Genomic DNA, 21,862 nt, shown 5'->3' with positions numbered 1-21,862 from the left:
ATGAAAGTTCGATTTCTATATCCGATTTGGTTCTTAACGGTAACCTCGCTCGGATGTTCCGTCTCGCCGGAAATTATCGCTCACAAGATATTTTTAGCTCATGGCGGAACTTCATTCGATAAGGTGAAGGAGCTGAAGTTCACCTTCGTAGTTTGGACTCCCGAAAAGGAATTGGTGCGGAGAACCTGGACATGGGCTCCCAAAACCCAGGATGTTTCCTTTCTTGATGGAGAAAAAGAATTTCGATATAACCGAAATCAAATCGATGACGCTTCCAAAGAAACGGAGGCGAAATTCATTAACGATAGTTACTGGTTGCTTTTCCCTTTTCATTTGGCTTGGGATTCAGGAGTAACGCTTACTTACGACGGCCCACAGCCTCGCCCGGACGGGAAAGGGCCCTTGCGAAGACTATCGATCAAATATCCGGAACAAGGCGGTTTTACGCCGGGTGACCTATACCGTCTATATTACGATTCGGATTATAAAATACGTTATTGGACTTACCATAAGAACGGCGCTTCCGAACCGACTCGGGCTACGAGTTGGGAAGAATACGCAACGATCGGATCCATACCCTTTTCTTTGGAAAGAAACGGGCCGAACGGAACATTTAAGATTTTATTTCAAGACGTTACAGTTTCCCACTAATGTTCCGGAATATGATTTCAGTGCGGGCATTCCGCTTTTAAGCGACGTACAATGATACTTTAAATATATTGAATACTATGTCGAGGTACAAGATCGCCTAACCAATTACTCGTCGAAAATGCGAGGCGAACGATCAATACTAAATCTGGAACGGACGTTTTTCAAATTAGTTTTCAAAGAATTGTTGCCGAAGTGGATTTGGCAAATGGGCGGAGACATTCCTCTTGCCTGTAATATCCTGGAGAACCGATATATGAAATCGCAAAGTTTCTTCTTAAAGTTTCCTCTCTTCCTCTGCGTCCTTTTGGGAGCGCTTTTTCTTGTTAACTGCTATAATTCCTCTTATAGTAGTAAAAGTACCGATCCTGGGTATCTTTTGGCAGTAGCCTTGGCCGGCGGAATATCTCCCGTAGGAACCGGGCCATGTTATAGCCAAAGCATGTTAATAAAAGGAACGCCGAAGACCGCCACCGTTATGAACCCTGTCGGTTATTACGGGATGTCAAACGTAATGGTGCTCTACTTCGAGTACATGGGCGGTGGAACCACCGATTCGGTGACCTTTAGCTCTTCTCCATCCGGTAGTTCCGGCGGAATGCTGAATATCGCGAAGCCGAATGTGTCGGTTACTCCGGCAAACGTGAATACATCCTCGAATTTCGATGCATTTAACGTTCAAGCGCCCTATTCAAATGGAAGCGTCATGACGAGTTCAGGAAGCTATCGGTGTTACGAATTGATCGTTCCCGGAGGTGCAACCGTAACATATACGATTTCCATTATGTGATATGGGACAAGATCGCGTTGAACGGGGCTAGACTCGTTTTATGTCCCTTTATTTATTTTTTTAACGTCCTATAACTATGCAAGGAAAGCTCCCGTAATCCTCATATTTCCTGTTCTAAAGGCTTATGCTTTTTTGAAAACGACCGATGGAAATAAGAGGAGGGGACCATGCCCGCGTTTACTATTCCGGGACTTAGTTCCGGCCAAGACACGAACCAGATCGTCAAGAAACTTGTAGAATTGGAAGCGAAGCCGATCCGTCGTCTGGAAAGGCAGAACAGTTATAATAAGGCGCAGGTCAAAGCATGGAATGACCTCAAAATACTAACGACCGAACTGCAAAATAAGACCCGGGAAATTACTTCTTTCACAGCTCCATTTGCGACTAAGTCCATCGTCTCGGAGCCCGAAGGAGTTATTACCGGAGACGCTTCGCGTTCTGCAGCAAGCGGAAAGAGAAAGATCGATATTAAAGAATTGGCAACTTTTCATCAGATATCCAGCGAACCGATCGATACTGAAAGAAAGATTCCTGCCGGGATATTTAAGATATTTTCCGGAGAGAACGAAAAGGAAATCGATTTCTCCGGTGGAACAATACGCGACCTTTCGATCATGATTCGGACGGGAGCAGCGGGTTTAGCTCAGCCGGCTCTCGTCAAAGTAGACCAAGATAAGACAGTCCTTACTTTAACTGCTTCGCAATCCGGAAAGGAGAATTTGCTTAAATTCGACGATCCGAACGGCGTACTAAAAGAAGCAGGATTGGTCGCTGGAATGTTACCTCAGGAACCTCCGAAAGTTTTTCCGATTGCTTTGGAACCTTTACAAACCAACGTTTTTCAACCGGAAAAATATTCCATGGATAAGGATGCCAAGCCTTCCTTCATTACCGATCCATCAGGGAAAGAACCTACAAAAGTCAAACTAGGTTCCAAGCAAGCGTACAAATTTCATACCGATGCCAAGGAAGCCAAGAAGGGTTCCAGAATCGAGGTTAATTTATCGGAGCCGCTGACGGAGGGGGAAACGATTTCTCTCGGAGTAGTCTACGAAGTCGATGAACAAGAAAAGATTTTTTTAGACACAGCGATACATAAAGAAGGCAAGATCAAGATTATCTTAAAGTCCGCGTTGGACGGTAAGAAGATTCGCGATATCATCCTAGTCAATCAATCCGGCAAAGAGAAAGAATTTTCGGATTTTCGTCTTGTTATTCCGGCGGAGTTTAAGGGAGCAAAACCGACTAAGACGATCGTCGAGGCAAAAGACGCTCTATTTACCGTCGACGGTATCGAAGTTACTCGTTCCAAGAACGACGGTTTAACCGACGTTCTGGACGGAATCAATCTGAATTTACATAAGAAAAGCGAAGGTCCGATCGTCGTTGATATCAAAGTAGATTCTCAGAAGGGAATCAAGATGATAAAGGAATTCATAGAAGCATATAATAATGTTTTAAAGTATTCCAAGGAAGCGACGGCGGTAGATCGAGAAGGCGGAGTTTCCGACGGTAAGGGCGAAGATCCGGATATTAGTCGTTCTTTTTGGGAAGGAAAGACGAAGACGGGAATTCTTGCCGGGGAGAATTCGATCGTTAGATTGGTCGCCGGAATGAAGACCGTCACGACCTCTTCTTTTTCGCCGTTAGCCGGTTCGGAGATTCGTATGTTGACGGATATCGGCGTCTCAACCGGATCGGTCGGTAGCAAGTGGGCGGATATTCAGGAAGGATTCTTGCAAGTCGACGAGCAGAAATTGTCCCAGAGATTGTCCGAAAACCCGGACGCGGTAAGGCATCTTTTCGCCCAAGATAATAATTCGGATTCCAGAATGGATACGGGCGTAGGCGTAAATCTCGTGGAGCATCTAAAGCCATATACTCAATTTGCGGGAGGCTTGGTTACAAGTAAAATCAAGCTTTTGGAAGAGCAATTCGCTGATAATAATAAGAAAATTAAGAACTTCGAATCTCATCTATCCAGTTACGAAAAGAAATTAAAAGAAAAGTTTCTGTACATGGAGCAGGGAGTCGGAAAGAATAAGGCCGTAGGATCATACCTGAACAATAATCTCTCTCGAGGTCATGGTGGTGATGACGGAAAATGAAGAACTCATAGTAGAAACGGAGGAGTAACCGTGGAAATATTCGTAAACGAACAAAGACTTGAAAGCGCTATGGAAAACGAAAAAAATCTCGGAGAGATTTTTGACGCAGTCGGACGTTGGGTGGAATCGAACGGTAAATTTCTTTTATCATGTCTTGTGGACGGAGAAGAATTTCATTCCGACAAGATGAAAATGAAATCGATCGATTCCGCATCCAAGATGGAATTCTATGTGGGAGAGGAATTGGATATTCTACTCAGTTCGTTAAACGAACTCGATGCTTACGTAGACAAAGTCGGAACAACGCTTCTTGGTCGCGACAGTTTAACCGAAAAAGAATCGAAAGAGCTCGTGGACGGCGTCGGTTGGATTAACTCACTCTTGCGTTCGGCCGGCAGGATGTTAAAACTCAGATACGACCATATTAAGCCTATGGGAACGGGAAGCAATGTCGAGGAAATTCTAAGTTCATTGATTCAAAGAGCGGGAAAACTCGATGGAGTCGCCGCAATCGAAGAGTTTTTGGAAAATCTTAGAGACCTTAAGCTTTTTACGATGGACCTGATCGCAAGGGCTTCCGTCTTGGATTTGGATCTGCCTACGTTACGGGAAATACTGGACACTTTTATTAAGGCAGTTCCCTCATTGAAGCAAAGTTTCGTGAAAGTAAACGAGAATTATCAAGCAGGCAGGGACGAGGTGGCCACTCACCTACTTACGCAATCGGTTTCGCAAATTAACGTATTGTTGACTTCTTTCATTACGCTCCGCCAAAAATTGCCGGGATTGAATTTTACGGATCTTTCGATATCCGGTAAGTCATTCGAGGAAAAAACCAACGAATTAAACGATACGTTGGCAAGTGTAGCGGTAGCTTTAGAGGAAAAAGATATCATACGCGCAGGCGATATTATAGAATACGAAATTCCGACAGCAATCGACGAATTACTTCCGTTTCTGGAAAAAGTAAAAGAGCAGGCGGATTCATTATCCGTTTAGACCTGGGGGTTAACCGAAGTATAAAATCGACGGTTAACCTTTAATTTCCAGACAGAAGAGCGTTAAATCGTCTGTCATGACCCCGTCTCCGAAGGACTCGGAATATGAAACCAACGAACGGATTAAGTTTTCCGAGTCCTGAAAGGATAATTTTCGAACGGCTTCGATTAGAGTAGCGTTTCCCATCGGGACACCTTTCGATCCTCGGACTTCGAATAATCCATCCGAATAAAATAAAACCCGATCTCCCGGCCTTAATACTATTTTATATTCTTCTAATATAGGAGTTCCCACCGCCAATAATACTCCGCCCTTTCCGGGAATTTCCTGAGCTTCCCCGTTTCTAAGAAGTAAGCCGGGATGGTGCCCTGCGTAACTATATTCAAGCATTCTTGAGGATGGGTCGTACTTCAAATATACGGCCGATATGAAATGCTGAGTTACTACGGATGTAAGCAAATCGTTCGTAAATAAAAGACCTTCCTTCGGCGGGGATCCTCTTCTGGAAACGACACTAAACGCTATGGATGCCATAGCTGCCACCATAGCGGAAGAAATCCCGTGACCGGAAACGTCCGCGAACAAAACTTCGATACAGCCGTCCTTCGTTTCGGAACAATTCAATACGTCCCCGCCGACGTGATCGTAGGGACGAAAATAGGAATAAACTTTATATTTATCGGATTCAGGAAACGCTTGGGTGGTGATCGTATTCTGAACCTCTCTAGCGATATCTAGATCTTTAACCACTCTTGAATAAAGTAAGCTGATTTTCTCCGAAGCTTCCTTTTTATCAGTAACGTCCCGTAAAATAAAGACATGTCCCTTATCTCTCCCTGATAAAGGAATTTCCGAACGAGAAACCTCCAAAAATCTAGTTTGAGACGACGGAAGCATAATATCGAGGACGCTTGCTTCAGCGGACACTTTCGGCGTCTTGCTTCTGAAGTCCATTCTTGCGAAAGGTTTGACGGGGAAGCCTTCCAAATACGAAGATAAATCCAATTTTTCGGGAGGTGGACTGTTAGCGGAAAGACCTAACATTTCACGACCGCTTTGGTTCCAATAGAGGAGGTCTCCATTTTGGGAAAGGAGAATCACGCCCTCTCTTAGCTTAGAATAAAGTTGTAATGCGATTCGTTCCAATCTAATTTCCAAAAATCCATATTTGGCGATTGCGATGAATATACAAACGGATTGGATTACCGAAGCGCTGCCGCTCAGAGGCGGAAAACTCAAATTCCCGTCTAAAAGAATCCGGGGAAGAATCGTAGTGAGATAACCCATTAACGAAGATAAGAGCGTGCCTAAAGAAAGTAAAAAACATTGTTTACGCAGCGCCGAGGCCTTGCCCCGAGATTCGACGAAAAGTAAAAATACTGCGTAAATTGCCGGAGCGATAATCAATAGATTTAGGCTAGTAACGTAAAAAATACCCGGCGAAATAATATCCCCCCAGTATTTTCGCTCTACGCCTGCAACAATCCAATCCGTCGTCAGGGCGATGGGGAAGATCGCTATGGAAAACCCGCGGAATAAATATAAAAGAATATTAGGATTTTTTGATAAAAAAGAGAATACGAATTCTAAAAATAGAGTTCCGGAAAGCAGCCAAGAAATGGACGTAGCTCTCATTACCCAGGTCATCCAATTTATCGGGAGAAATGACCAGTACAGGATGGTCGAAATGATCCATAAGCTTAAATCCGCCGAATAAAGAAGATAGAAGTTGACCACTTTATGTCTTCCCTTTAAGGCAATGACGTAAATAAATAGGTATAAATTTAAGAAGAGAGCAAATAGAGGAATTAGGAGATAAGGGTTCACTGTCCGCCTACTTCGATGACAAGCATTGCTAAATCGTCATTATGCTTTCCGTGGCCAAAATCGACGGCTTTTCTTTGCGATGCCTCGAGTAGCGATAAAGTATCGCGCGTCGCCATATCTTTTAGCCAATCTAAGAATATTTCGTAACCTAAAATTTCACCTACACCGTTCTTGACTTCGAATAATCCGTCGGAGTAAAAAACGATTCTATCCTCAGGATGTAACCGGAAAGTATAATCATTCAGTAATAATTCCCGCACCGCTAGTATGATCCTACCTTCTCCTTCTAGCAATATCACTTCTCCGTTCCTAAGGATAAGAATCGGATGATGCCCGGCATACGAAAAATCAAGGCGATTTTCGTCGGGATAGTAGCTTGCAAATACCGCGGAAATATGGTGATGCAGAACCACCTTGGATAGTATATTATGAATTTCAAATAAACTCTCCTTAGGAGATAGGAGCTTTTGCGATATAATTTGAAACGTAATGGAAAGCATTCCACCGACCATGGCGGAGGCGATACCATGCCCGGATACGTCGGCGAATAAGATATCGACTCGTCCCGACGGATGTTCGATCACGCGAAGCATGTCTCCGCCGACCTTCTCGATAGGCTGAAAGAAGGAATAAATTCGATACGATTCCTTGTTAGGAAATTTTTGAGTGATTATGGAAGATTGTGTCACTCTCGCTATCTCCAGATCATTAACGATATGAGAATAGAGTTGATGAATCTTTTCTTGGGAAATTTTTCTTTCCGTCACGTCGCGCAATAGGTATAGGATTCCCGATTCTTCCTCGGAAATACGGATGGAGGATTTAGTCAATTCCACAAAAACGTGTCCAGTAGAACCCGAAAGTTGAAATTCTCGGGGGGGCGAATCCGAATCCTCATGGTAGTTTACGAAATGTTGATTCGGATCGAAAAAACCGTTTTGAGAAGGCGAAATCCTGAGTAAGTGCAAGGCCGACTGATTTGCAAAAAAGAACTCCCCGTTTTTCTTAACTAAAATTATTCCGTCATGGATATCCCGAAATAGCTCGACAGCGATTCTTTCCAAACTGATGTTCAGAAATCCGTATCTAGTAATCGCTAAAAAGATAAAAACTGCTTGGATTGTAACGGAGACAGGAGTCAACGGAGGAGATAAGAATCTACCGTTTTCGTCTAAGTTTAACAATTCTGTATAAACGCTTAATGAAAATGCGATTATCGAACCTATTATCAAAAGATCGAGCTGTTTCCGTATCGTTTCGCTATCCGTCTTAAATCGCTCTATCAGGATGAGTGAAAGGCCCAAATAAGCCGGACCACTGACAACGACGGCACTCATAGGTAAAAAAAGCCAGTTCGGCTCTAATTCGTATCCCCAATCGTAGAGAACGGAGCCTTTAATTACCCAATCCGTAGAAGTTGTTACGAGAATTGATAAGAGAACTAAGAATCTGAAAAAGTGCAAAACCCATTTCGAAGGTAAATTTAGAAATTTGTATACAACTTCTAAGTAAAGTAATCCTGTCGGAATCCAAGTAAAGCAGGTCAGTTTAAAAACCAAAGTCATCCACTCTGCCGGCAGTAAGGACCAATATAGGATATAAGAGACCAGCCACAGATCTAGGAATAGCGAGAATCGGAGAAAATCTCCGATCACCGCGCTTCTAAATCTACGGGCAAAGACATAGGAAATCAGTAGGCTGTTGATAATTAAGGCAGAGATCGGAAGAAATAAATAATGATTCATAAACCGGCTTTGCCAAAGGCATCGTACCCGGATCGGATGCGGAAATCAATCCCTTCTGACGACTCGACGGGCTTGTTTCCTGCGAAAAATGAGGGTTTGAACGAGGATTTCCCGAGACGTATTTTGATCCTAAAAAAACGGCTAAAAATAGGTTGCGTTAGACGCCTTTTATTTTAAATTAAGGTCGTTTAAAGGAATTGAATATGGATAACGATGATAGGGGGAATTCGACAAAAAAGAAAGTTGAACCTATTGATTCCGAAAAGCATTCACCATATCTAATGTCTTCCGATTCCGATCTAGTCCAAATCGAAGACCCGATTCTGTCTCTCAAAGGCGTTTCTTTTATTCCCATCTGTATTTGTCCCGATTGTGGGGAGCGAACATCGATTCTCTGGCAAAAAAATAGGGGTCGATTGCGCGATTGGGCCGCTTACCACGAGGAAATTCATACCATAATTTGCTCAAATACCAAATGCCTTCGTGAATACGAACCTAACTATGTAATTCAGATGCCCGATGGAATTCCTATTTTGACTAAATCTGAATTATTAAGTGAAATGGTGTCCTGGTTCAGGACGGTTGATCGAGAAGAACGGAATATCGATTTGAAACTGAACGAAGACGAGATCTTAACTTGGGATCGATTTTATAAAAAAGTACCGGATTGGCAGGAACATATTCCGATAGAATTATTTACGAATATATTGCGCTATACTCCTCCGAACGATCTGGAAGGGGTTCTTCTAGGACGTCCAGCCATACCTTTATTCGGCGGTTATTTTTTTCCGAAAAGTTCGGGAAATTCCGAAACCTATTGAAGAAAATAGCGAGTTCAATATTCGGAAAGTATCTTTCTAGATATCACTTCATCTTGCTTTAACTGTGCAATTAAAGCGTCCACGCCGGAGAATTTAATTTCCGAACGAATCCTTCGCGAAAAAAGAATCCGGACGGTTTTGCCGTATAAGTCACCTGAAAAATCAAAAATATGGCTTTCTAAACTAAGTTGTTCGTCGCCGAACGTCGGGTTATTGCCAATATTAATCATAGAATCATAATATTTTCCGTCGATTTCCGTTTTACCGGCATAGACCCCGATTCCCGGTAAAATCAGTTCGGGAGAAGGTTTGACGTTAGCGGTGGGAAACCCGATTTTCCGGCCACGTTTATGTCCTTCCACGACTTGTCCGGATACGGAGAACTCTCGACCCAAACATTCTTCCGCATTCGCAACATCGCCGTCTCTTAAAAGAGATCGAATATAAGAACTGGAAAGTTTAGTATCACCTAGATAAACCGGGTCGAGTTTTTCAAGTTCGTAACCGTACTGTTGCGCGTATTCCTTTAACAATTCATAGTTTCCACGCCTCGCTTTGCCGAAACAATGATTGAAGCCGATCAGGATTGCCTTTGCGCTCAATTCGTCGATCAGAATGGTTTTCAGGAAATCTTCCGCTTCCATACTTGCTAATTCCATCGTAAAAGGCGCGATGATCAACCAGTCGATGCCGAACGATTCGATTAAGGATTCTTTATCCGACTGAGTTGTTAAGCTCCTTAGGTCCTTATCTTTTCCGAGGACTAAAGCGGGGTTTGGATAATAAGTAATCACGACAGACGGAAGTCCCTTTTCGATCGAAATTTCTTTCGTTCTTTCAAGCAGGGCCTGGTGGCCCAAGTGAATTCCGTCGAAATTTCCAAGAGTCAGGACAGTGGGACTGCGTAAAGTTTCCCGTAAGTTCTCTAGGCTCCTAAGAATTTTCAAGTTTCCTCCGGATGGGCGGTCGATAATATAAACAGGATGTATTGGATCCGGCTCACCCTTTTTTTATCTCTATTCCTTGTCACTCCGAGCCAGGGTCCGGCTAGCGAGGAAAATCGGAAAACGAAAAATTACGAGAATTTTTCTAAGCCGATGGGGGGTGAATCGTATATATCCGAAGATTATCGAACCTTCCCCGAATTGTCCGTATGGGCCCTCCACAACGGATTAAAATTGGCTCCGGATCGCAAAGATCCTGCGCCCGGAGCCGGGACCGGCGTTCTATTCGATAACCAATGCAGAATGATTCCGGAAGAAGGTTTGAACATTCTTCTAATTGCGGACCCGGATCGAAAAGATACTATCTACGTTTATTTCGACCTTACCTTGTTTGATCGGACGGAAAGCGCCGCCGAACTTCCTAGAAAAGAGCTCCGAATTTTCGCAAACGGAATGGAGAAGGCGAAGGTGCGATTCCCCGATCACGCTTTATATATCCGATCCTTGTATTCGCCGGCTCCGCCAGTCCGAATCTCGGTAGATCCTTCGGAGCTAATCGACGGACGTTTATTATTGAGGCTTGAGCCGGCTAGCGGGGATAAGGGTCGTTTTTGGGGGATTTGGGACGTTTTTTTGTCCTATTCTCAACTTTAAGAAATTTCCATTATCCGAACTTTCCGAATATGCCTAAGAAGAACTTAATACTTTCCTTGTGCAGACAGAACAAATGATCCGCAAATCACTCTTTAGGCGGCTGGGACATAATTTACGGATACTTGGCGGTAAACTCTGATTCGGATAAAGTTTGAAAATAAGAAGTCAATCCGGCGACTTTAAATACTTTCTCGATGGCGGGTTTCATATTCGCGATAAAAAATTTACCGTTCAATTCTTGGACATAATTGAGTTGTTTGATCAACATCCCGATTCCGGAAGAGTCGATGTAGTTCAATTTTTCGAGATTAATTACTACGCTATTATTAATTCGGTCTATATTTTGTTCGAAAAAGTTTTTCAGATCGATGGACGTGTAAATGTCCAAACTGCCCGATAAGCCGATTACGTTCGTTTCGCCAGATTTTCTGATGCTGATTTCCATATCGATCCCTTCCCTTTTCGTAGAATCCGGCCTGAATTCAACGAATTTTTAGGAAAAAACCGGGCTTTTTGAGATAAAGGACGACATTAGTATTGAGGGAACATTCGGATTCTGAACTTATGAAGAAAGTAACGTCTTCCGTCATTTTATTTTTTTTACTCTCTACTTCCGTCTTTGCGCAAGACTTTGAGTCGAACGGTCAAATCAAAATTCTCCCATACAAACCCACTCAAGCAAAGGACTTGGAAGGGCTTACGAAAGATATCAAAGATTTTCATAAACTGATCGAAGAGTTCCTTTCCTTTCTAAATAAGAGGAAGAAAATCGTTAACAACGAATATTTCCAATTTATTCCCGCCTTGGAAATGTATGAATTTCCGAGTCGCGAAAAATATCTCTTTGATAAAAAGTTTTATCTAAAAGTTTCCGGCGGACAAGGGGCATTAAAGCTGGAAGGAATTCGGTTCATAACTCGTAAGTCTCTCGTTACGAAACTCCGACCCGTAAACGACGAAATCGGCGAGCTAAAGAACGACAATGTTCCGGCCTCGGACCCAAGCAGTATCGTTTTGCTCGTGCAGAAAAAAACGGATGCGGGAACCCAAGAAGAGTCGTATAATTTGTCTAACATAAGAAACCCCAACCAAAGAATAAAATTGGTACGATCGTACAGAAATAATTTGGTGGAAGTCGTTCAAGCAATCGGAAAATATGTGGAAGGAACCATCCAAGCGGACAAGCACGACGTCGATACCATGCTGGAAGGTTTGGATCAGGGCGGATCTTTCCAAGAATTTCAATCGAAATAATTATTCTTTTGAATTTCGATCGGTAAGGGATCGAAATTAGGTCGAACGAATGGATGCAATTTGGATCGACCATTATCGAATTCTAGGAGTAACGAGCGACGCTGAGACGGAAGTGATCAAGGCCAGGTTTCGAAAATTGGCCAAAGTCTTCCATCCGGATAACGGCATCACAGGTTCCTCTGAAATTTTTTTAAAGATCGTACGCTCGTATCAAATTCTTATCAAACCGGACGAGCGAAGTCGTTTTGACTCCGAATTGCGCGCTCGTCGGAAGGACTCGACGACTCAGCCTTCCTTACAAACTTTTCTAATTCCCCCGTCTAGAATCATATTTTCCGCTCAGGCAGTCGAGTTTGCAAAGCGAGGCTTGCTTCGCGCCGGAATTCGGAATCGAGATCGTAGAAGATATACCGGAATTTATCATGATATCTGCCTTCGTTTGAAGGATGAGGAATTAGCAGGTAAAATTCTTGCCGAGATTCCTCTAGTCGTACGTGTTTTGTGCCCGGAATGCAGAGGTTCCGATTTGAATTGCGGGTCTTGCAACGGAAAAGGAACTTACAAGAGCTTTCGCTATTTAAAATGGAGTTCAGGACCTGGCACACTCGTTCCTGGAAGGATTTATACGTTAGATCTATCCGGATTTCGCCCGGATACTTTCACCCATTTCAAAAAGAGGCATTTAAAAGTTAAAATTGAACTCTATAAGGGCGATAAAAAATAGGCTTATGCAGAAGGTTCTGAAATTCCGACCTATTTACAAAGAGAAAGTTTGGGGAGGTCGTAAACTTGAAACCGTTTTGGGTAGAAATCTGCCCGAAGGGGAAATCGGAGAATCCTGGGAAATTTCCGATTATGGCGAGGATCTTTCCGTTATAGATAACGGTCCTGCCTCAGGCCGCACGTTTCGAGACGTTTATACGTCCAACCCCGAAGAAATTTTAGGAAAACCTTTTGTAGGTCAGACGTTTCCTCTCCTGGTAAAATTAATCGATGCTAAGGAAAAATTATCCGTTCAAGTGCATCCCGACGACGAATATGCGGATAAATTCGATCCGCAAAGTTCCGGAAAGAAGGAAGCCTGGACGGTCCTGCAAGCCGATTCGAATTCAAAGCTAGTTTGCGGTTTTTCTAAATTAACAAATCGTGAAGAATTCGAAAATTTGGTTTCGGAAAATCGGGCCGAAGAAATTTTAAACGTGATTCAGGTAAAAGAATTGGACTCGTTTCTGTTGAATCCTGGAAAAATTCACGCCATCGGTAGCGGAATCCTATTGATGGAAGTTCAGCAATCTTCCGACTCCACCTATAGAGTTTATGATTATGGTCGCCCCAGAGAGTTACATTTAAAGAAAGCTTTGGACGTATTGGATTATTCCGGACTACATTCCAACGGCAAACTGACTCCGCAAGCGTTGAGTTGGAAACATGGAAAGCGTCTTTTGCTTACGGCAAACGATAAATTCAGGATGGAAATTTTGGAAATTGAAAGTTTATCGGAATTTAGTCTGCCTTCCTTTTCAAAAGAACCGGTTTTTCATATTTTAATGGTTTTAGAAGGTAGATGTTCGATCGACGAGAAGTTGGAGTTGAAAAAAGGGGATACGGCGCTGATCACTGCCGCCGGAATTCGCGCGGGTGTCTCGGCCCGTTCCTTGTCTTCGAATCTTCGACTTTCTTGGTCCGGTCCCGGATCGGATTGGATATCCTTCGAATAAAATGCCAGGCGAATCTTTCATTCCGGACGAGCCGATTATATGGGTCAGCGAAGAAGAAATTCGTAAACAACGACAAATTGCAAAGGATCTCCGTAAAACTCCCTGGTGGAAAAAGAAAAAAGCGGACGGAATTTGTTACTATTGTCGAAAGAAATTCCCTCCCGAAGAACTGACGATGGATCATCTAATTCCGATCGCAAAGGGAGGAAAATCCGTTAAGGCAAATTTGGTTCCTGCTTGCAAAGAATGTAATAATGCGAAGAAAAACAAACTTCCGTTCGAAGATTTTTAATTTTATTCTTTGCTTCGATGATTGCTAAACTTTCGATCCGAATCTTCTCAGTGAGCGGAAAAACATTGATACGGGATCGCGGCTTGGATTAGAGCCAAATTGCAGAGATTTCTATCGGACGGATTAAGAGCACAAGCGACTTCTAAACTTTGGGTAATATCCGCGTCCTTTTGCACTTGGCGATGACAATTCTGCTTACCGTTATTGCATGCTGCAGCGGTTCCGAAAAAGGTTAATAAAATCAATATTGTGAAAAAACCGATTTTCTTTCGATAGAGGAGCATATCTTTCGAAACTCACTGCGGAAAATAGGTTTTCAAAAGTCGTTCCCAGTCTCTCCGTAAAGAAGGTTTGTGTAGGTAAGCGTCAAATCCCGTGGATTGAAAAACCGCTTCCGCACCGGGCAGGGCATGGGCCGTCCATGCCACTAAAATAGGGAGCTTTCCTCCCTGTTCTTTCAGAGAACGAACCACTTCTATCCCGCTTAGCTCGGGCATCTCTATGTCGATCAAGGCCAAGTCGTAAATTTCGTTAGTTAACCTGAATAAAGCATCCTTTCCGTCACAGGCGACGCTTACTTTCATATTCATATTTTCTAATGTTTTTTTCGCGATGGTTCTGGAAGGTTCGCGGTCCTCTACCAATAAAATCTTTTTAGGTATAAATGAGAGATAAGGCGATTTTTCCTCAGTGCTTTCGGGCGCGTCACTTTCTTCTTGAGGGAACGGGAGTAAAAAAATGAATTTCGAACCTTTGCCGATTTGGCTTACGACTCGAATACTTCCTCCCATCAATTCGACTAGCTTTTTGGAGATAGTAAGGCCCAGTCCGCTTCCGCCGTAATTTCGAAAAACGGACGAATCCGCTTGGACGAAAGGTTCAAAGAGGTCCGTGGCCTTTTCCGGAGCGATCCCTACGCCGGTATCTTCCACCCAGAATTCTAATATTCGAGATTGCGAATCTTCTCCGGCGGTTTTTACGCCTAGGACTATCTTCCCGCCTGAACCAGTGAACTTAATAGCGTTGCTTAATAGGTTTAAAAGTACCTGCTGAATTCTACCTTCGTCTCCGACATAGATGCCCGGATGATGTTCCGGATAATGGATATCGAGAAAAATCCTTTTTTCTTCAGCACGAGCCTTGACCACCTTGGCCGCTTTTTGCAGGATCGCAAAAGGATCAAAGGGCATGACTTCCAATTCGAATCGATTGCTTTCTATCTTTGAAAGATCGAGAAGTTGATTTACAAGTTGCAACAGATTTTCGCTGGATAGCTGTATGATATCGAGATATTCTTTTTGTTCTAGGTTTAGAGGAGTTTCGGATAGAAGATTGGCGGTTCCCATCAAACCGTTCAACGGCGTCCGAACTTCGTGACTCATTGTCGCTAAAAAATCATATCGATATTTTGCCTCGCCTTCGGCCCTGTTTTTCGCCTCCATTAGTTCCTTGGTTCTCGTTTCTACTTTTCTTTCGAGCTGGATTTTAAGATCGTTCAAATCCTTATTCGTCGACGTTAGCTTTGCACTGACGATTTGCGATTTTTCCAACGTCTTTGAAAATGAAACCGCAAGAGTGAGGCTATTTAGGAAAATGAAAATAAAAATTGCCGGAGCTAAAATATACTGAGTATGGAGAAGATAATGAGAAGCAAGAATATCGTTTGTCGATGCGAGAAGGATCGTAAAAATTCCGATAAGAAATAACCAGGCGCCTTCTCTTTTATGTATCAAAGCCTTGACGCATCCGTAAAGAATGAGGCAAGAACCGATGACGACGATACTTTGGAAGGGGATTAATAATCTTCCGTAGTAGTCCACCGGAAAGAAAATCGTAACTATCGCAAAGAAAGACAAGGATGTGAACGCGGCTCTTTCGCTCCATTTCGGAAAGTCCAAAGGGAAGAGAGAGGCGGCATAGGAAAAGAAAGCCGAGGCCAATGCATAGGTAGACAGATATTCTAGTCGATGGGTAATTTCCCAAGGAATTTCAGGAAAAATCGAATTAAAGATCCTGTCGCCGGTTAGAAAAAAACGTAACGTTCCGGCTACGGAAAAAATGGCGAAATGAAGCGGAGCCCGTTCTTTTCGGATTAAAAGATACGCGACGATTTGGTAAATCACCAAAACTAAAACTGAGGAAGAAGTCGCTATTTCCAATGCCAGGTCGATATATTTTTCGTTTAGTATCTTTTCCTGTTTTCCGATTCGCGGAGGGTACCAAAGCCCGCCGTAAATATGTCTATAATTCGAAATTTCAAACACTAACTCCCGCGTGTTCTCGGGCAAATTAACGATTGTAGAGGAAAGAAATGGGATCGAGCTTTCGTAATTTTTTCCTATTTTTCCCATCGAGGCGATTGGTTTACGATCGGCATATAAGACATAGGCGGTTCCTTGATCCGGAATACGCATTACAAGCGCGGGTTGAGGAGTCGGAAGGTTTAATCGCAAGCGGTACGTCCCGTATCCTCTCCCGCTCGGAAATATCGTCTTTCCGTCTTTTTGAAGACGATTCCAAGTATCCGGCACTTCGGTGAGAATCGGGGGAGATTGAATCTTGGCGTGTTCGGAAACTAAAAATGCGTTAGGATAAAGCTCCCATTCGCCGTTGAGGGATAGGGTATTTTGTTCCGGGTTCCAGAGACCTGCTTCTAAGACGCCGTCTTTAATCTGGATTCCAAGGTTATCCCTAGGAGAGCAATACGCAAACCATAAAAGGAACCCAACTAGAATCGAAAGGAAATAGCTTCTCTTTTTGTCCATTTCAGCGGGTTTCCAGCAATACGATGTTCCACACCTAATATCTTTCTTTTTTACATCTTGTCTACCTTTTCCGAGGTCGCCGAAAGGCGGGAAACTTTTCCTGCGAATAGCTATTTTGGTCGATTAGAATAGGGAGGGAAAAAAATGCTTGAGTCGTACGATACAAGTTCCGAGGAGCGAGAGCACGAAGAATTCGGAGAGGAGATTTTAAACCTAATCGACGAAGACGGAAATCCATATTCTTTTTTGGTCGGAGAAGTGGTGGAGATTGACGAAGCTCAATATTTTTTGCTGATCCCGTCGAACGAGGAAGATCGAGAATTAATAAATTTGGATGTAGGTTTTCTAAAAGGGGAAGAAAGTTTCGGCTATCTCGCGGTTAGAATCGAAGCCGACGAATATGGCGAAGATCGACTCGTTGAAGTTACTGATGATAGAGAATTAGAAGACCTTCTTTTCGAGCTTAATTCGGACGTCGTGTAGACAAGAACTTTTTTCCTAGAAGATCGATAAAGGATTTCCCGCAAAATTCAAGAACCCTTTCTCGTGTCCATTTTTCTTCCTCTCCGAAAAGAAAAAACGATTCGTAAAAAATGAAAGGTCCGAGAAAGTATCGTTCGTAACCGAATGGAGTTTGAATTTACAATTCTTGCATTATCGAGCCTGATTATTATCAGTATCGGCTTACTTCGTGTATCCACTAAATTCGGAGTACCGGCGTTACTCATCTTTTTGTCGATCGGGATGTTGGCAGGGTCCGACGGTTTATTGGGTATTCCATTTTCGGATGCGGAATTGGCCCGAAAAGTCGGTTCTATTGCCTTGGCTTTTATACTATTTTCCGGGGGATTGGAGACCGATTGGGCCAAGGTTAGACCTGTTCTCTGGATGGGAATTTCTCTCGGTAGCATCGGTGTGCTATTAACCTGCGTTATCGTCGGTTTATTTTCCGTATACGTGCTCGGGTTCCCGCCTCTGATCGGTTTTCTTTTAGGAGCAGTCGTTTCTTCCACGGACGCCGCTGCCGTATTTAACGTACTACGCACGAGTAATACCGGAATGCGAAAAGGATTAACTTCTCTTCTGGAGTTAGAATCCGGTAGTAACGATCCGCTTGCGGTTCTTTTGACTACTACGATCTTGGGTTTTGCGGGGAGTTCTGCCCCCAGTTTTGAATTACTGGTCTGGGAAATTTTTAAGCAGTTCACCTTAGGGATCCTTCTAGGGTTGCTTTTAGGGTATTGGATTTATCGCGGGATGAATCGGATTAAGTTGGATTACGAGGGTTTATATCCGGTCCTGCTCTCAGCTTCCGTTTTGTTTGTATATGCATCCACCGAATTAATCGGAGGGAACCCGTTCCTAGCAGTTTACATTGCAGGAATCATCATAGGGAACAGATCATTCGTTCATAAACGAAGTAATGTGAGGTTTATGGATGGAATCGGATGGCTGATGCAAATCGTGATGTTCCTTACCTTGGGACTTCTCGTCTTTCCGTCTAGAATCCCGCCCGTTGCGGGAATCGGCATAGCATTTTCTATTTTTCTAATGCTAGTCGCCCGTCCTATCTCCGTTTTCATCTCTTTGACCGGATTCGGAGTGGATTGGAAGGAAAAGATATTAATTTCTTGGGTAGGTTTACGAGGGGCGGCTCCGATTATTCTTGCAACGTTCCCTTATGCTAAGCAGCTTCCCGAATCGGAAGCGATTTTTCATTTGGTCTTCTTCACCGTATTGACCTCCTTGTTGTTGCAAGGTTCTACGATCCCGTATGTAGTTCGTCTTCTTGGCTTGCAAGCTCCTCTTGAGCAACGCGCTTCTTATCCTTTTGAATTCGAAAATAAGGAACAAAGCGACACTCACTTACTGGAATATATCGTTCCATACGGCTCCGCATCCGTAGGTAAATTCGTTTATGAATTGGATTTTCCCGAAAACTCTTTAATCACTTTGATTTATAGAGGTGATAGCCATTTAGTCCCTACAGGAAAAACGAAAATGGAAGATGGGGATGTTTTACTCGTTTTGACTCCCTCGGGAGCCGAAAAACAGATTCGCGAAATTCTATCCCGGATGGGTGAGCGCAAGATAACGTAAAAATTTCATGTTGAGACTGTAATTTTTAGTCTAGAAACGGTGCCATCCTCTCCACTAAAATGCGCCGATTGTCTCCCGTTTGCAGAGAGATGATTCCGCGAATCATCGCCTGTCTCCGGTTATTGCGAGACCGTGCCCAGGTCTTAATTCGGTTTGCTAACGGAAAGTATATCAAGTTAGCGAACGTGATTCCATAGAATGTCGCGATAAACGCGGTTGCAATTCCTTCTCCTAGAGCTCTGGTTCCCGCGCCTAAATTTTCGAGAACGCTAACGAGACCGAGAACAGTTCCGATGATTCCTATCGTGGGAGAAAAGCCGCCGGCAGTTTCCAAAATTTTCGCTGAGCGCGTCTCTTTTTCTTCTAGTGCTTCGGCGGCTTCGAATAAAATTTCTTCGACTGCTCTAGGGTCCGTTCCGTCGACGATCAGTTGAATTCCTTTTCTTAGAAATGCGTCAGGAATGGAAGCAAGGCGATCTTCTAAAGAGAGGAGACCGTTCTTTCTTGCACGCTCCGCAAAATCTAAAAATAAATCCGTAAGCGAATAATCTTTTCGGGGGAAAACGGAATCCCTTAAATGTAAAATCAGATTTGCGAATTCTTCGGTAGTGTAGCTGGCGAATGTTGCTCCGGCGGTTCCACCTAAGATCAACACAAGCGCGGAAATTTTTAAGAACGAAAGAAAGTGAGCCTCTTCGAGCAAGATCGCGAGTAGTAAGGAGGCGAGGGCAGCAAGAAGTCCTAAAATGGCGGAGCGCATCGAGGCTAAAATAGGGGTATCTATTCAAGGGACAAGTAATTTAAGCGCAGTTTGATAAATGGCGGTGTGGCTTTGTTGTCGGGAGTGCCCCCCACCCTAGTGGGTGGGGGCCGGATCGGTGGTACCCCGCCGTCCCCGCGCTTTTCCGATTGGCCCTCATATCAGAATTTGTCGGCTTCTGCAACTCGTTTTCTGTTATGGGAGCTCCCACAGGCTAATCAGCTTGCGAAAGCCGACAAACCTTTTCTCTAATTGCATTTTTTACTCGGTGTATTCAGTGATCCCGCTAAGTTTTTCGCAGTTTTGGAAGAAAAATCTTCGAATTCCTCTAAGGTCGTCTTTTTGAAATCCGATACTTTAAGCGGATGGACCACAACCTCCCTGGTTGAGGAACTTCCACTGCGAATTTTCACTTTCTAACCGAGGGGACGGATCCTCCGTCCTCTTGATTTTTCCCGTTTCTATGTTGCGCCGCAAAATCCGTTGACTTTTCGGCTATTTCAGAAAAACCTGGCACAAATGCTGACCGCGGTAACCGTTCTCTTCCTCACAATTTATGCCTTAGATATCTTAGGTTTGTTCTTTTTTGGAATTCACACCTACATCATGGTGTACCTCTACAAAAAGTATAATTCGAATTGCGATACGGATCCAAGCAGAACTTTTGCGATTACCGACCCGAATCTTCCCAAAGTTACGGTCCAGCTTCCTATTTTTAACGAATTCTACGTCGTAGATCGTTTGATTGATTCCACAGTTGCTTTAAATTATCCTAAGGATAAGTTGGAAATCCAAGTATTGGATGATTCCACCGACGAAACCATCCAAAAAGCCGCAAGTCTGGTAGCTCAATATAAATCCCAAGGCTTCAATATTAACCATCTTCATAGAACCAATCGTGTCGGGCACAAGGCGGGAGCTCTCGATGCGGGAATGAAAGAGAGCACTGGCGATTATATCGCGATTTTTGACGCCGATTTTATTCCTGATCCGGACTTCTTGTTGAAGACCATGGCATACTTTGACGATCCGCAAATCGGAATGGTCCAGTCTCGCTGGGGACATATTAACGCAGATTATAATATTCTTACAAAGGCTCAAAGCTTCGGTATCGACGGTCACTTCATGATCGAGCAAGTAGCCAGGAACGGAGCCAAACTTTGGATGAATTTCAACGGCACCGCGGGGACTTGGAGAAAAGAAACCATCATAGATGCCGGAGGTTGGGAACACGATACGTTGACCGAGGACTTCGATCTTTCGTACCGTGCGGAGCTTCGCGGCTGGAAATTCCGTTATTTTAAAGATGTTGTCTGTCCGGCAGAAATCCCGGCGATGATGTCAGCTTATAAGTCTCAGCAATTCCGTTGGTGTAAAGGTTCCATTCAGACTGCAGTGAAGCTTTTACCGAGAATTTGGAAAGCGGATCTTCCTTGGAAAACCAAGGCGGAAGCGGTAACCCATTTAATTAATTATTCGGTTCACCCTTTAATGATCATCAATATCCTTTTTAGCGCCCCTTTATTATTAATGGAATATTGGTCAGGATTTAGTTTCTATGATCTTCCTTTAGAAGTATTATCAGGAACGGCGGCTGTCCTTTCCGTCGGTTCGATTGGACCCTTATTTTTCTACGCATACTCTCAAAAAACCCTTTATAAAGATTGGAAACGTCGCTTAATCTATCTTCCAATTTTGATTATGGTCGGAACCGGAATCGCAGTGGTAAATACCCGTGCTTGGCTGGAAGCGGTCCTTGGAATTCAATCTTCCTTTAAACGGACTCCGAAGCTTAGAATCGAAAAGAATTCCGACTCAGTAAAAGAGCGATTGAAATATACCGTTCCATTAGATTTCCACGTAGTATTGGAATTCTTATTAGGAGTTTATTGTCTCTTTTCCGTGGCTTTATCCTTCCTAGTTGGGCGTCCTTATATCGTAGGTTTCCTCTTGATATATGGAATCGGATTCTTCTTCGTTTCCTTCCAATCCTTCCGGGAAGCAGCTTGGAAATACAAATCCTCTGCGGCCCAAGAGCCCGTTCAAGAAGAAGTCCCTCAAGAAGCCTAATTCCGGGCTTCTAACAGGAGAAACAGGTTGACTACCATGGCCTTGGCCTAAATCTGTCAAATACCCCAGGAAACAGGATAACCGATGAGCGAGAAAGTCTATTGCGCCAACTGCCTGCATTGCGTAACCGTAAGGCAGTATGAATCCGAGGCGGACAAATACATCCTCCGGGTCAAATGCACCAAAAAGAAATGGTCCAAGCGTTCCGGCGAGGAAAAACTGTATAAGTATTTTACTGTAGCACGCCGTATGCAAACGGATTGTGAATTCTATGAACCGATGGGAGAAATTCTTCCTTATATTAAAAATTTGAAGAAAGAACTTCCCATTAAAGACGAAATCTATATGGTTAAGTCCCCTAACTAAA

The 21,862-nt window shown here is 43.5% G+C and carries 21 protein-coding genes; 14 read left to right on the top strand and 7 right to left on the bottom strand.

The window, feature by feature from the left end; genetic code table 11:
* The 4 genes from LEP1GSC050_RS09100 (at position 1) to LEP1GSC050_RS09085 (ending at position 4,545) form a co-directional block, all read left to right on the top strand.
* The gene (locus LEP1GSC050_RS09100) at positions 1-651 is read left to right on the top strand and encodes a hypothetical protein (RefSeq protein WP_010570909.1); all 651 of its coding nucleotides are present in this window, start codon (positions 1-3) and stop codon (positions 649-651) included.
* A 253-nt stretch (positions 652-904) separates the two neighbouring features.
* Positions 905-1,438, top strand: a complete 534-nt coding sequence (locus LEP1GSC050_RS09095; RefSeq protein WP_232225682.1) for a hypothetical protein — start codon at positions 905-907, stop codon at positions 1,436-1,438.
* A gap of 167 nt (positions 1,439-1,605) precedes the next feature.
* Positions 1,606-3,546 carry a flagellar filament capping protein FliD gene (gene fliD / locus LEP1GSC050_RS09090; protein WP_010570907.1) on the top strand — a complete coding sequence of 647 codons (1,941 nt, stop codon included), beginning with the start codon at positions 1,606-1,608 and terminating at the stop codon, positions 3,544-3,546.
* 30 nt (positions 3,547-3,576) lie between these two features.
* Positions 3,577-4,545 carry a hypothetical protein gene (locus tag LEP1GSC050_RS09085; RefSeq protein WP_010570906.1) on the top strand — a complete coding sequence of 323 codons (969 nt, stop codon included), beginning with the start codon at positions 3,577-3,579 and terminating at the stop codon, positions 4,543-4,545.
* A gap of 33 nt (positions 4,546-4,578) precedes the next feature.
* On the opposite strand, the gene LEP1GSC050_RS09080 is transcribed toward LEP1GSC050_RS09085, so the two are convergent.
* Both LEP1GSC050_RS09080 and LEP1GSC050_RS09075 read right to left on the bottom strand, forming a co-directional pair.
* Positions 4,579-6,372, bottom strand: coding sequence for a PP2C family protein-serine/threonine phosphatase (locus LEP1GSC050_RS09080; RefSeq protein ID WP_010570905.1), 1,794 nt, complete (start codon positions 6,370-6,372; stop codon positions 4,579-4,581).
* Complete coding sequence (locus tag LEP1GSC050_RS09075) at positions 6,369-8,117, bottom strand: SpoIIE family protein phosphatase (protein WP_010570904.1); 1,749 nt, start codon at positions 8,115-8,117, stop codon at positions 6,369-6,371. Before LEP1GSC050_RS09075 ends, LEP1GSC050_RS09080 begins: the two co-directional genes overlap by 4 nt.
* Before the next feature lie 203 nt (positions 8,118-8,320).
* Between LEP1GSC050_RS09075 and LEP1GSC050_RS09070 the strand changes: the two genes are divergently transcribed.
* Complete coding sequence (locus LEP1GSC050_RS09070) at positions 8,321-8,938, top strand: hypothetical protein (RefSeq protein WP_010570903.1); 618 nt, start codon at positions 8,321-8,323, stop codon at positions 8,936-8,938.
* A gap of 14 nt (positions 8,939-8,952) precedes the next feature.
* On the opposite strand, the gene LEP1GSC050_RS09065 is transcribed toward LEP1GSC050_RS09070, so the two are convergent.
* Complete coding sequence (locus LEP1GSC050_RS09065; protein WP_010570902.1) at positions 8,953-9,885, bottom strand: bifunctional riboflavin kinase/FAD synthetase; 933 nt, start codon at positions 9,883-9,885, stop codon at positions 8,953-8,955.
* A gap of 36 nt (positions 9,886-9,921) precedes the next feature.
* On the opposite strand from LEP1GSC050_RS09065, the gene LEP1GSC050_RS09060 reads away from it, so the two are divergent.
* Positions 9,922-10,536 (top strand): LIC10729 family protein, encoded by a 615-nt coding sequence (locus LEP1GSC050_RS09060; protein ID WP_010570901.1) that lies wholly within the window; start codon positions 9,922-9,924, stop codon positions 10,534-10,536.
* 112 nt (positions 10,537-10,648) lie between these two features.
* Here the strand turns inward: LEP1GSC050_RS09060 and LEP1GSC050_RS09055 are convergent, their stop codons facing one another.
* Entirely contained in the window at positions 10,649-10,981 is a 333-nt protein-coding gene (locus LEP1GSC050_RS09055; RefSeq protein WP_010570900.1) for an STAS domain-containing protein, read from the bottom strand.
* A 119-nt stretch (positions 10,982-11,100) separates the two neighbouring features.
* On the opposite strand from LEP1GSC050_RS09055, the gene LEP1GSC050_RS09050 reads away from it, so the two are divergent.
* The 4 genes from LEP1GSC050_RS09050 to LEP1GSC050_RS09035 are packed head-to-tail and all read left to right on the top strand — an operon-like array spanning position 11,101 to position 13,800.
* Positions 11,101-11,790 (top strand): LIC_12936 family protein, encoded by a 690-nt coding sequence (locus tag LEP1GSC050_RS09050; protein WP_010570899.1) that lies wholly within the window; start codon positions 11,101-11,103, stop codon positions 11,788-11,790.
* Between the two features lie 49 nt (positions 11,791-11,839).
* Complete coding sequence (locus LEP1GSC050_RS09045) at positions 11,840-12,514, top strand: J domain-containing protein (protein WP_010570898.1); 675 nt, start codon at positions 11,840-11,842, stop codon at positions 12,512-12,514.
* A 4-nt stretch (positions 12,515-12,518) separates the two neighbouring features.
* Positions 12,519-13,508, top strand: coding sequence for a type I phosphomannose isomerase catalytic subunit (locus LEP1GSC050_RS09040; RefSeq protein WP_010570897.1), 990 nt, complete (start codon positions 12,519-12,521; stop codon positions 13,506-13,508).
* Between the two features lies 1 nt (position 13,509).
* On the top strand, positions 13,510-13,800 hold the full coding sequence (locus LEP1GSC050_RS09035; protein WP_010570896.1) for an HNH endonuclease: 291 nt from the start codon (positions 13,510-13,512) through the stop codon (positions 13,798-13,800).
* Positions 13,801-13,847: 47 nt separating this feature from the next.
* On the opposite strand, the gene LEP1GSC050_RS09030 is transcribed toward LEP1GSC050_RS09035, so the two are convergent.
* Together LEP1GSC050_RS09030 and LEP1GSC050_RS09025 are read right to left on the bottom strand one after the other, a co-directional pair.
* Positions 13,848-14,084: a hypothetical protein gene (locus tag LEP1GSC050_RS09030; protein ID WP_010570895.1), complete on the bottom strand. Its 237-nt coding sequence runs from the start codon at positions 14,082-14,084 to the stop codon at positions 13,848-13,850.
* Positions 14,085-14,096: 12 nt separating this feature from the next.
* Positions 14,097-16,565, bottom strand: coding sequence for an ATP-binding protein (locus tag LEP1GSC050_RS09025; RefSeq protein WP_010570894.1), 2,469 nt, complete (start codon positions 16,563-16,565; stop codon positions 14,097-14,099).
* 144 nt (positions 16,566-16,709) lie between these two features.
* Here LEP1GSC050_RS09025 and LEP1GSC050_RS09020 point away from each other — a divergent pair, with 144 nt between their 5' ends.
* Together LEP1GSC050_RS09020 and LEP1GSC050_RS09015 are read left to right on the top strand one after the other, a co-directional pair.
* A complete protein-coding gene (locus LEP1GSC050_RS09020) occupies positions 16,710-17,048 on the top strand; it encodes a DUF1292 domain-containing protein (protein WP_010570893.1) in 339 nt (112 codons plus the stop codon).
* 144 nt (positions 17,049-17,192) lie between these two features.
* Positions 17,193-18,665, top strand: a complete 1,473-nt coding sequence (locus tag LEP1GSC050_RS09015) for a potassium/proton antiporter (RefSeq protein WP_010570892.1) — start codon at positions 17,193-17,195, stop codon at positions 18,663-18,665.
* A gap of 25 nt (positions 18,666-18,690) precedes the next feature.
* On the opposite strand, the gene LEP1GSC050_RS09010 is transcribed toward LEP1GSC050_RS09015, so the two are convergent.
* Positions 18,691-19,425, bottom strand: coding sequence for a motility protein A (locus LEP1GSC050_RS09010; RefSeq protein ID WP_010570891.1), 735 nt, complete (start codon positions 19,423-19,425; stop codon positions 18,691-18,693).
* Positions 19,426-19,944: 519 nt separating this feature from the next.
* Here LEP1GSC050_RS09010 and LEP1GSC050_RS09005 point away from each other — a divergent pair.
* A complete protein-coding gene (locus LEP1GSC050_RS09005; RefSeq protein WP_010570890.1) occupies positions 19,945-21,495 on the top strand; it encodes a cellulose synthase family protein in 1,551 nt (516 codons plus the stop codon).
* An 84-nt stretch (positions 21,496-21,579) separates the two neighbouring features.
* Complete coding sequence (locus LEP1GSC050_RS09000; protein WP_010414765.1) at positions 21,580-21,861, top strand: hypothetical protein; 282 nt, start codon at positions 21,580-21,582, stop codon at positions 21,859-21,861.
* The last annotated feature ends 1 nt before the right edge of the window (position 21,862 follow it).

This window comes from Leptospira broomii serovar Hurstbridge str. 5399 (assembly GCF_000243715.2).
Taxonomy (GTDB): domain Bacteria; phylum Spirochaetota; class Leptospiria; order Leptospirales; family Leptospiraceae; genus Leptospira_B; species Leptospira_B broomii.
The sequence above is the reverse complement of the archived record's forward strand: the minus strand, read 5'-3'. Positions and strand labels throughout refer to the sequence as shown.

Excerpts from the sequence above, each read along its gene's own strand:
- LEP1GSC050_RS09100 (WP_010570909.1), top strand. The coding sequence starts at position 1 with ATGAAAGTTCGATTTCTATATCCGATTTGGTTCTTAACGGTAACCTCG.
- LEP1GSC050_RS09095 (WP_232225682.1), top strand. The coding sequence starts at position 905 with ATGAAATCGCAAAGTTTCTTCTTAAAGTTTCCTCTCTTCCTCTGCGTC.
- fliD (WP_010570907.1), top strand. The coding sequence starts at position 1,606 with ATGCCCGCGTTTACTATTCCGGGACTTAGTTCCGGCCAAGACACGAAC.
- LEP1GSC050_RS09075 (WP_010570904.1), bottom strand. The coding sequence starts at position 8,117 with ATGAATCATTATTTATTTCTTCCGATCTCTGCCTTAATTATCAACAGC.
- LEP1GSC050_RS09070 (WP_010570903.1), top strand. The coding sequence starts at position 8,321 with ATGGATAACGATGATAGGGGGAATTCGACAAAAAAGAAAGTTGAACCT.
- LEP1GSC050_RS09060 (WP_010570901.1), top strand. The coding sequence starts at position 9,922 with ATGTATTGGATCCGGCTCACCCTTTTTTTATCTCTATTCCTTGTCACT.
- LEP1GSC050_RS09055 (WP_010570900.1), bottom strand. The coding sequence starts at position 10,981 with ATGGAAATCAGCATCAGAAAATCTGGCGAAACGAACGTAATCGGCTTA.
- LEP1GSC050_RS09050 (WP_010570899.1), top strand. The coding sequence starts at position 11,101 with ATGAAGAAAGTAACGTCTTCCGTCATTTTATTTTTTTTACTCTCTACT.
- LEP1GSC050_RS09045 (WP_010570898.1), top strand. The coding sequence starts at position 11,840 with ATGGATGCAATTTGGATCGACCATTATCGAATTCTAGGAGTAACGAGC.
- LEP1GSC050_RS09040 (WP_010570897.1), top strand. The coding sequence starts at position 12,519 with ATGCAGAAGGTTCTGAAATTCCGACCTATTTACAAAGAGAAAGTTTGG.
- LEP1GSC050_RS09035 (WP_010570896.1), top strand. The coding sequence starts at position 13,510 with ATGCCAGGCGAATCTTTCATTCCGGACGAGCCGATTATATGGGTCAGC.
- LEP1GSC050_RS09030 (WP_010570895.1), bottom strand. The coding sequence starts at position 14,084 with ATGCTCCTCTATCGAAAGAAAATCGGTTTTTTCACAATATTGATTTTA.
- LEP1GSC050_RS09025 (WP_010570894.1), bottom strand. The coding sequence starts at position 16,565 with ATGGACAAAAAGAGAAGCTATTTCCTTTCGATTCTAGTTGGGTTCCTT.
- LEP1GSC050_RS09020 (WP_010570893.1), top strand. The coding sequence starts at position 16,710 with ATGCTTGAGTCGTACGATACAAGTTCCGAGGAGCGAGAGCACGAAGAA.
- LEP1GSC050_RS09015 (WP_010570892.1), top strand. The coding sequence starts at position 17,193 with ATGGAGTTTGAATTTACAATTCTTGCATTATCGAGCCTGATTATTATC.
- LEP1GSC050_RS09010 (WP_010570891.1), bottom strand. The coding sequence starts at position 19,425 with ATGCGCTCCGCCATTTTAGGACTTCTTGCTGCCCTCGCCTCCTTACTA.
- LEP1GSC050_RS09005 (WP_010570890.1), top strand. The coding sequence starts at position 19,945 with ATGCTGACCGCGGTAACCGTTCTCTTCCTCACAATTTATGCCTTAGAT.
- LEP1GSC050_RS09000 (WP_010414765.1), top strand. The coding sequence starts at position 21,580 with ATGAGCGAGAAAGTCTATTGCGCCAACTGCCTGCATTGCGTAACCGTA.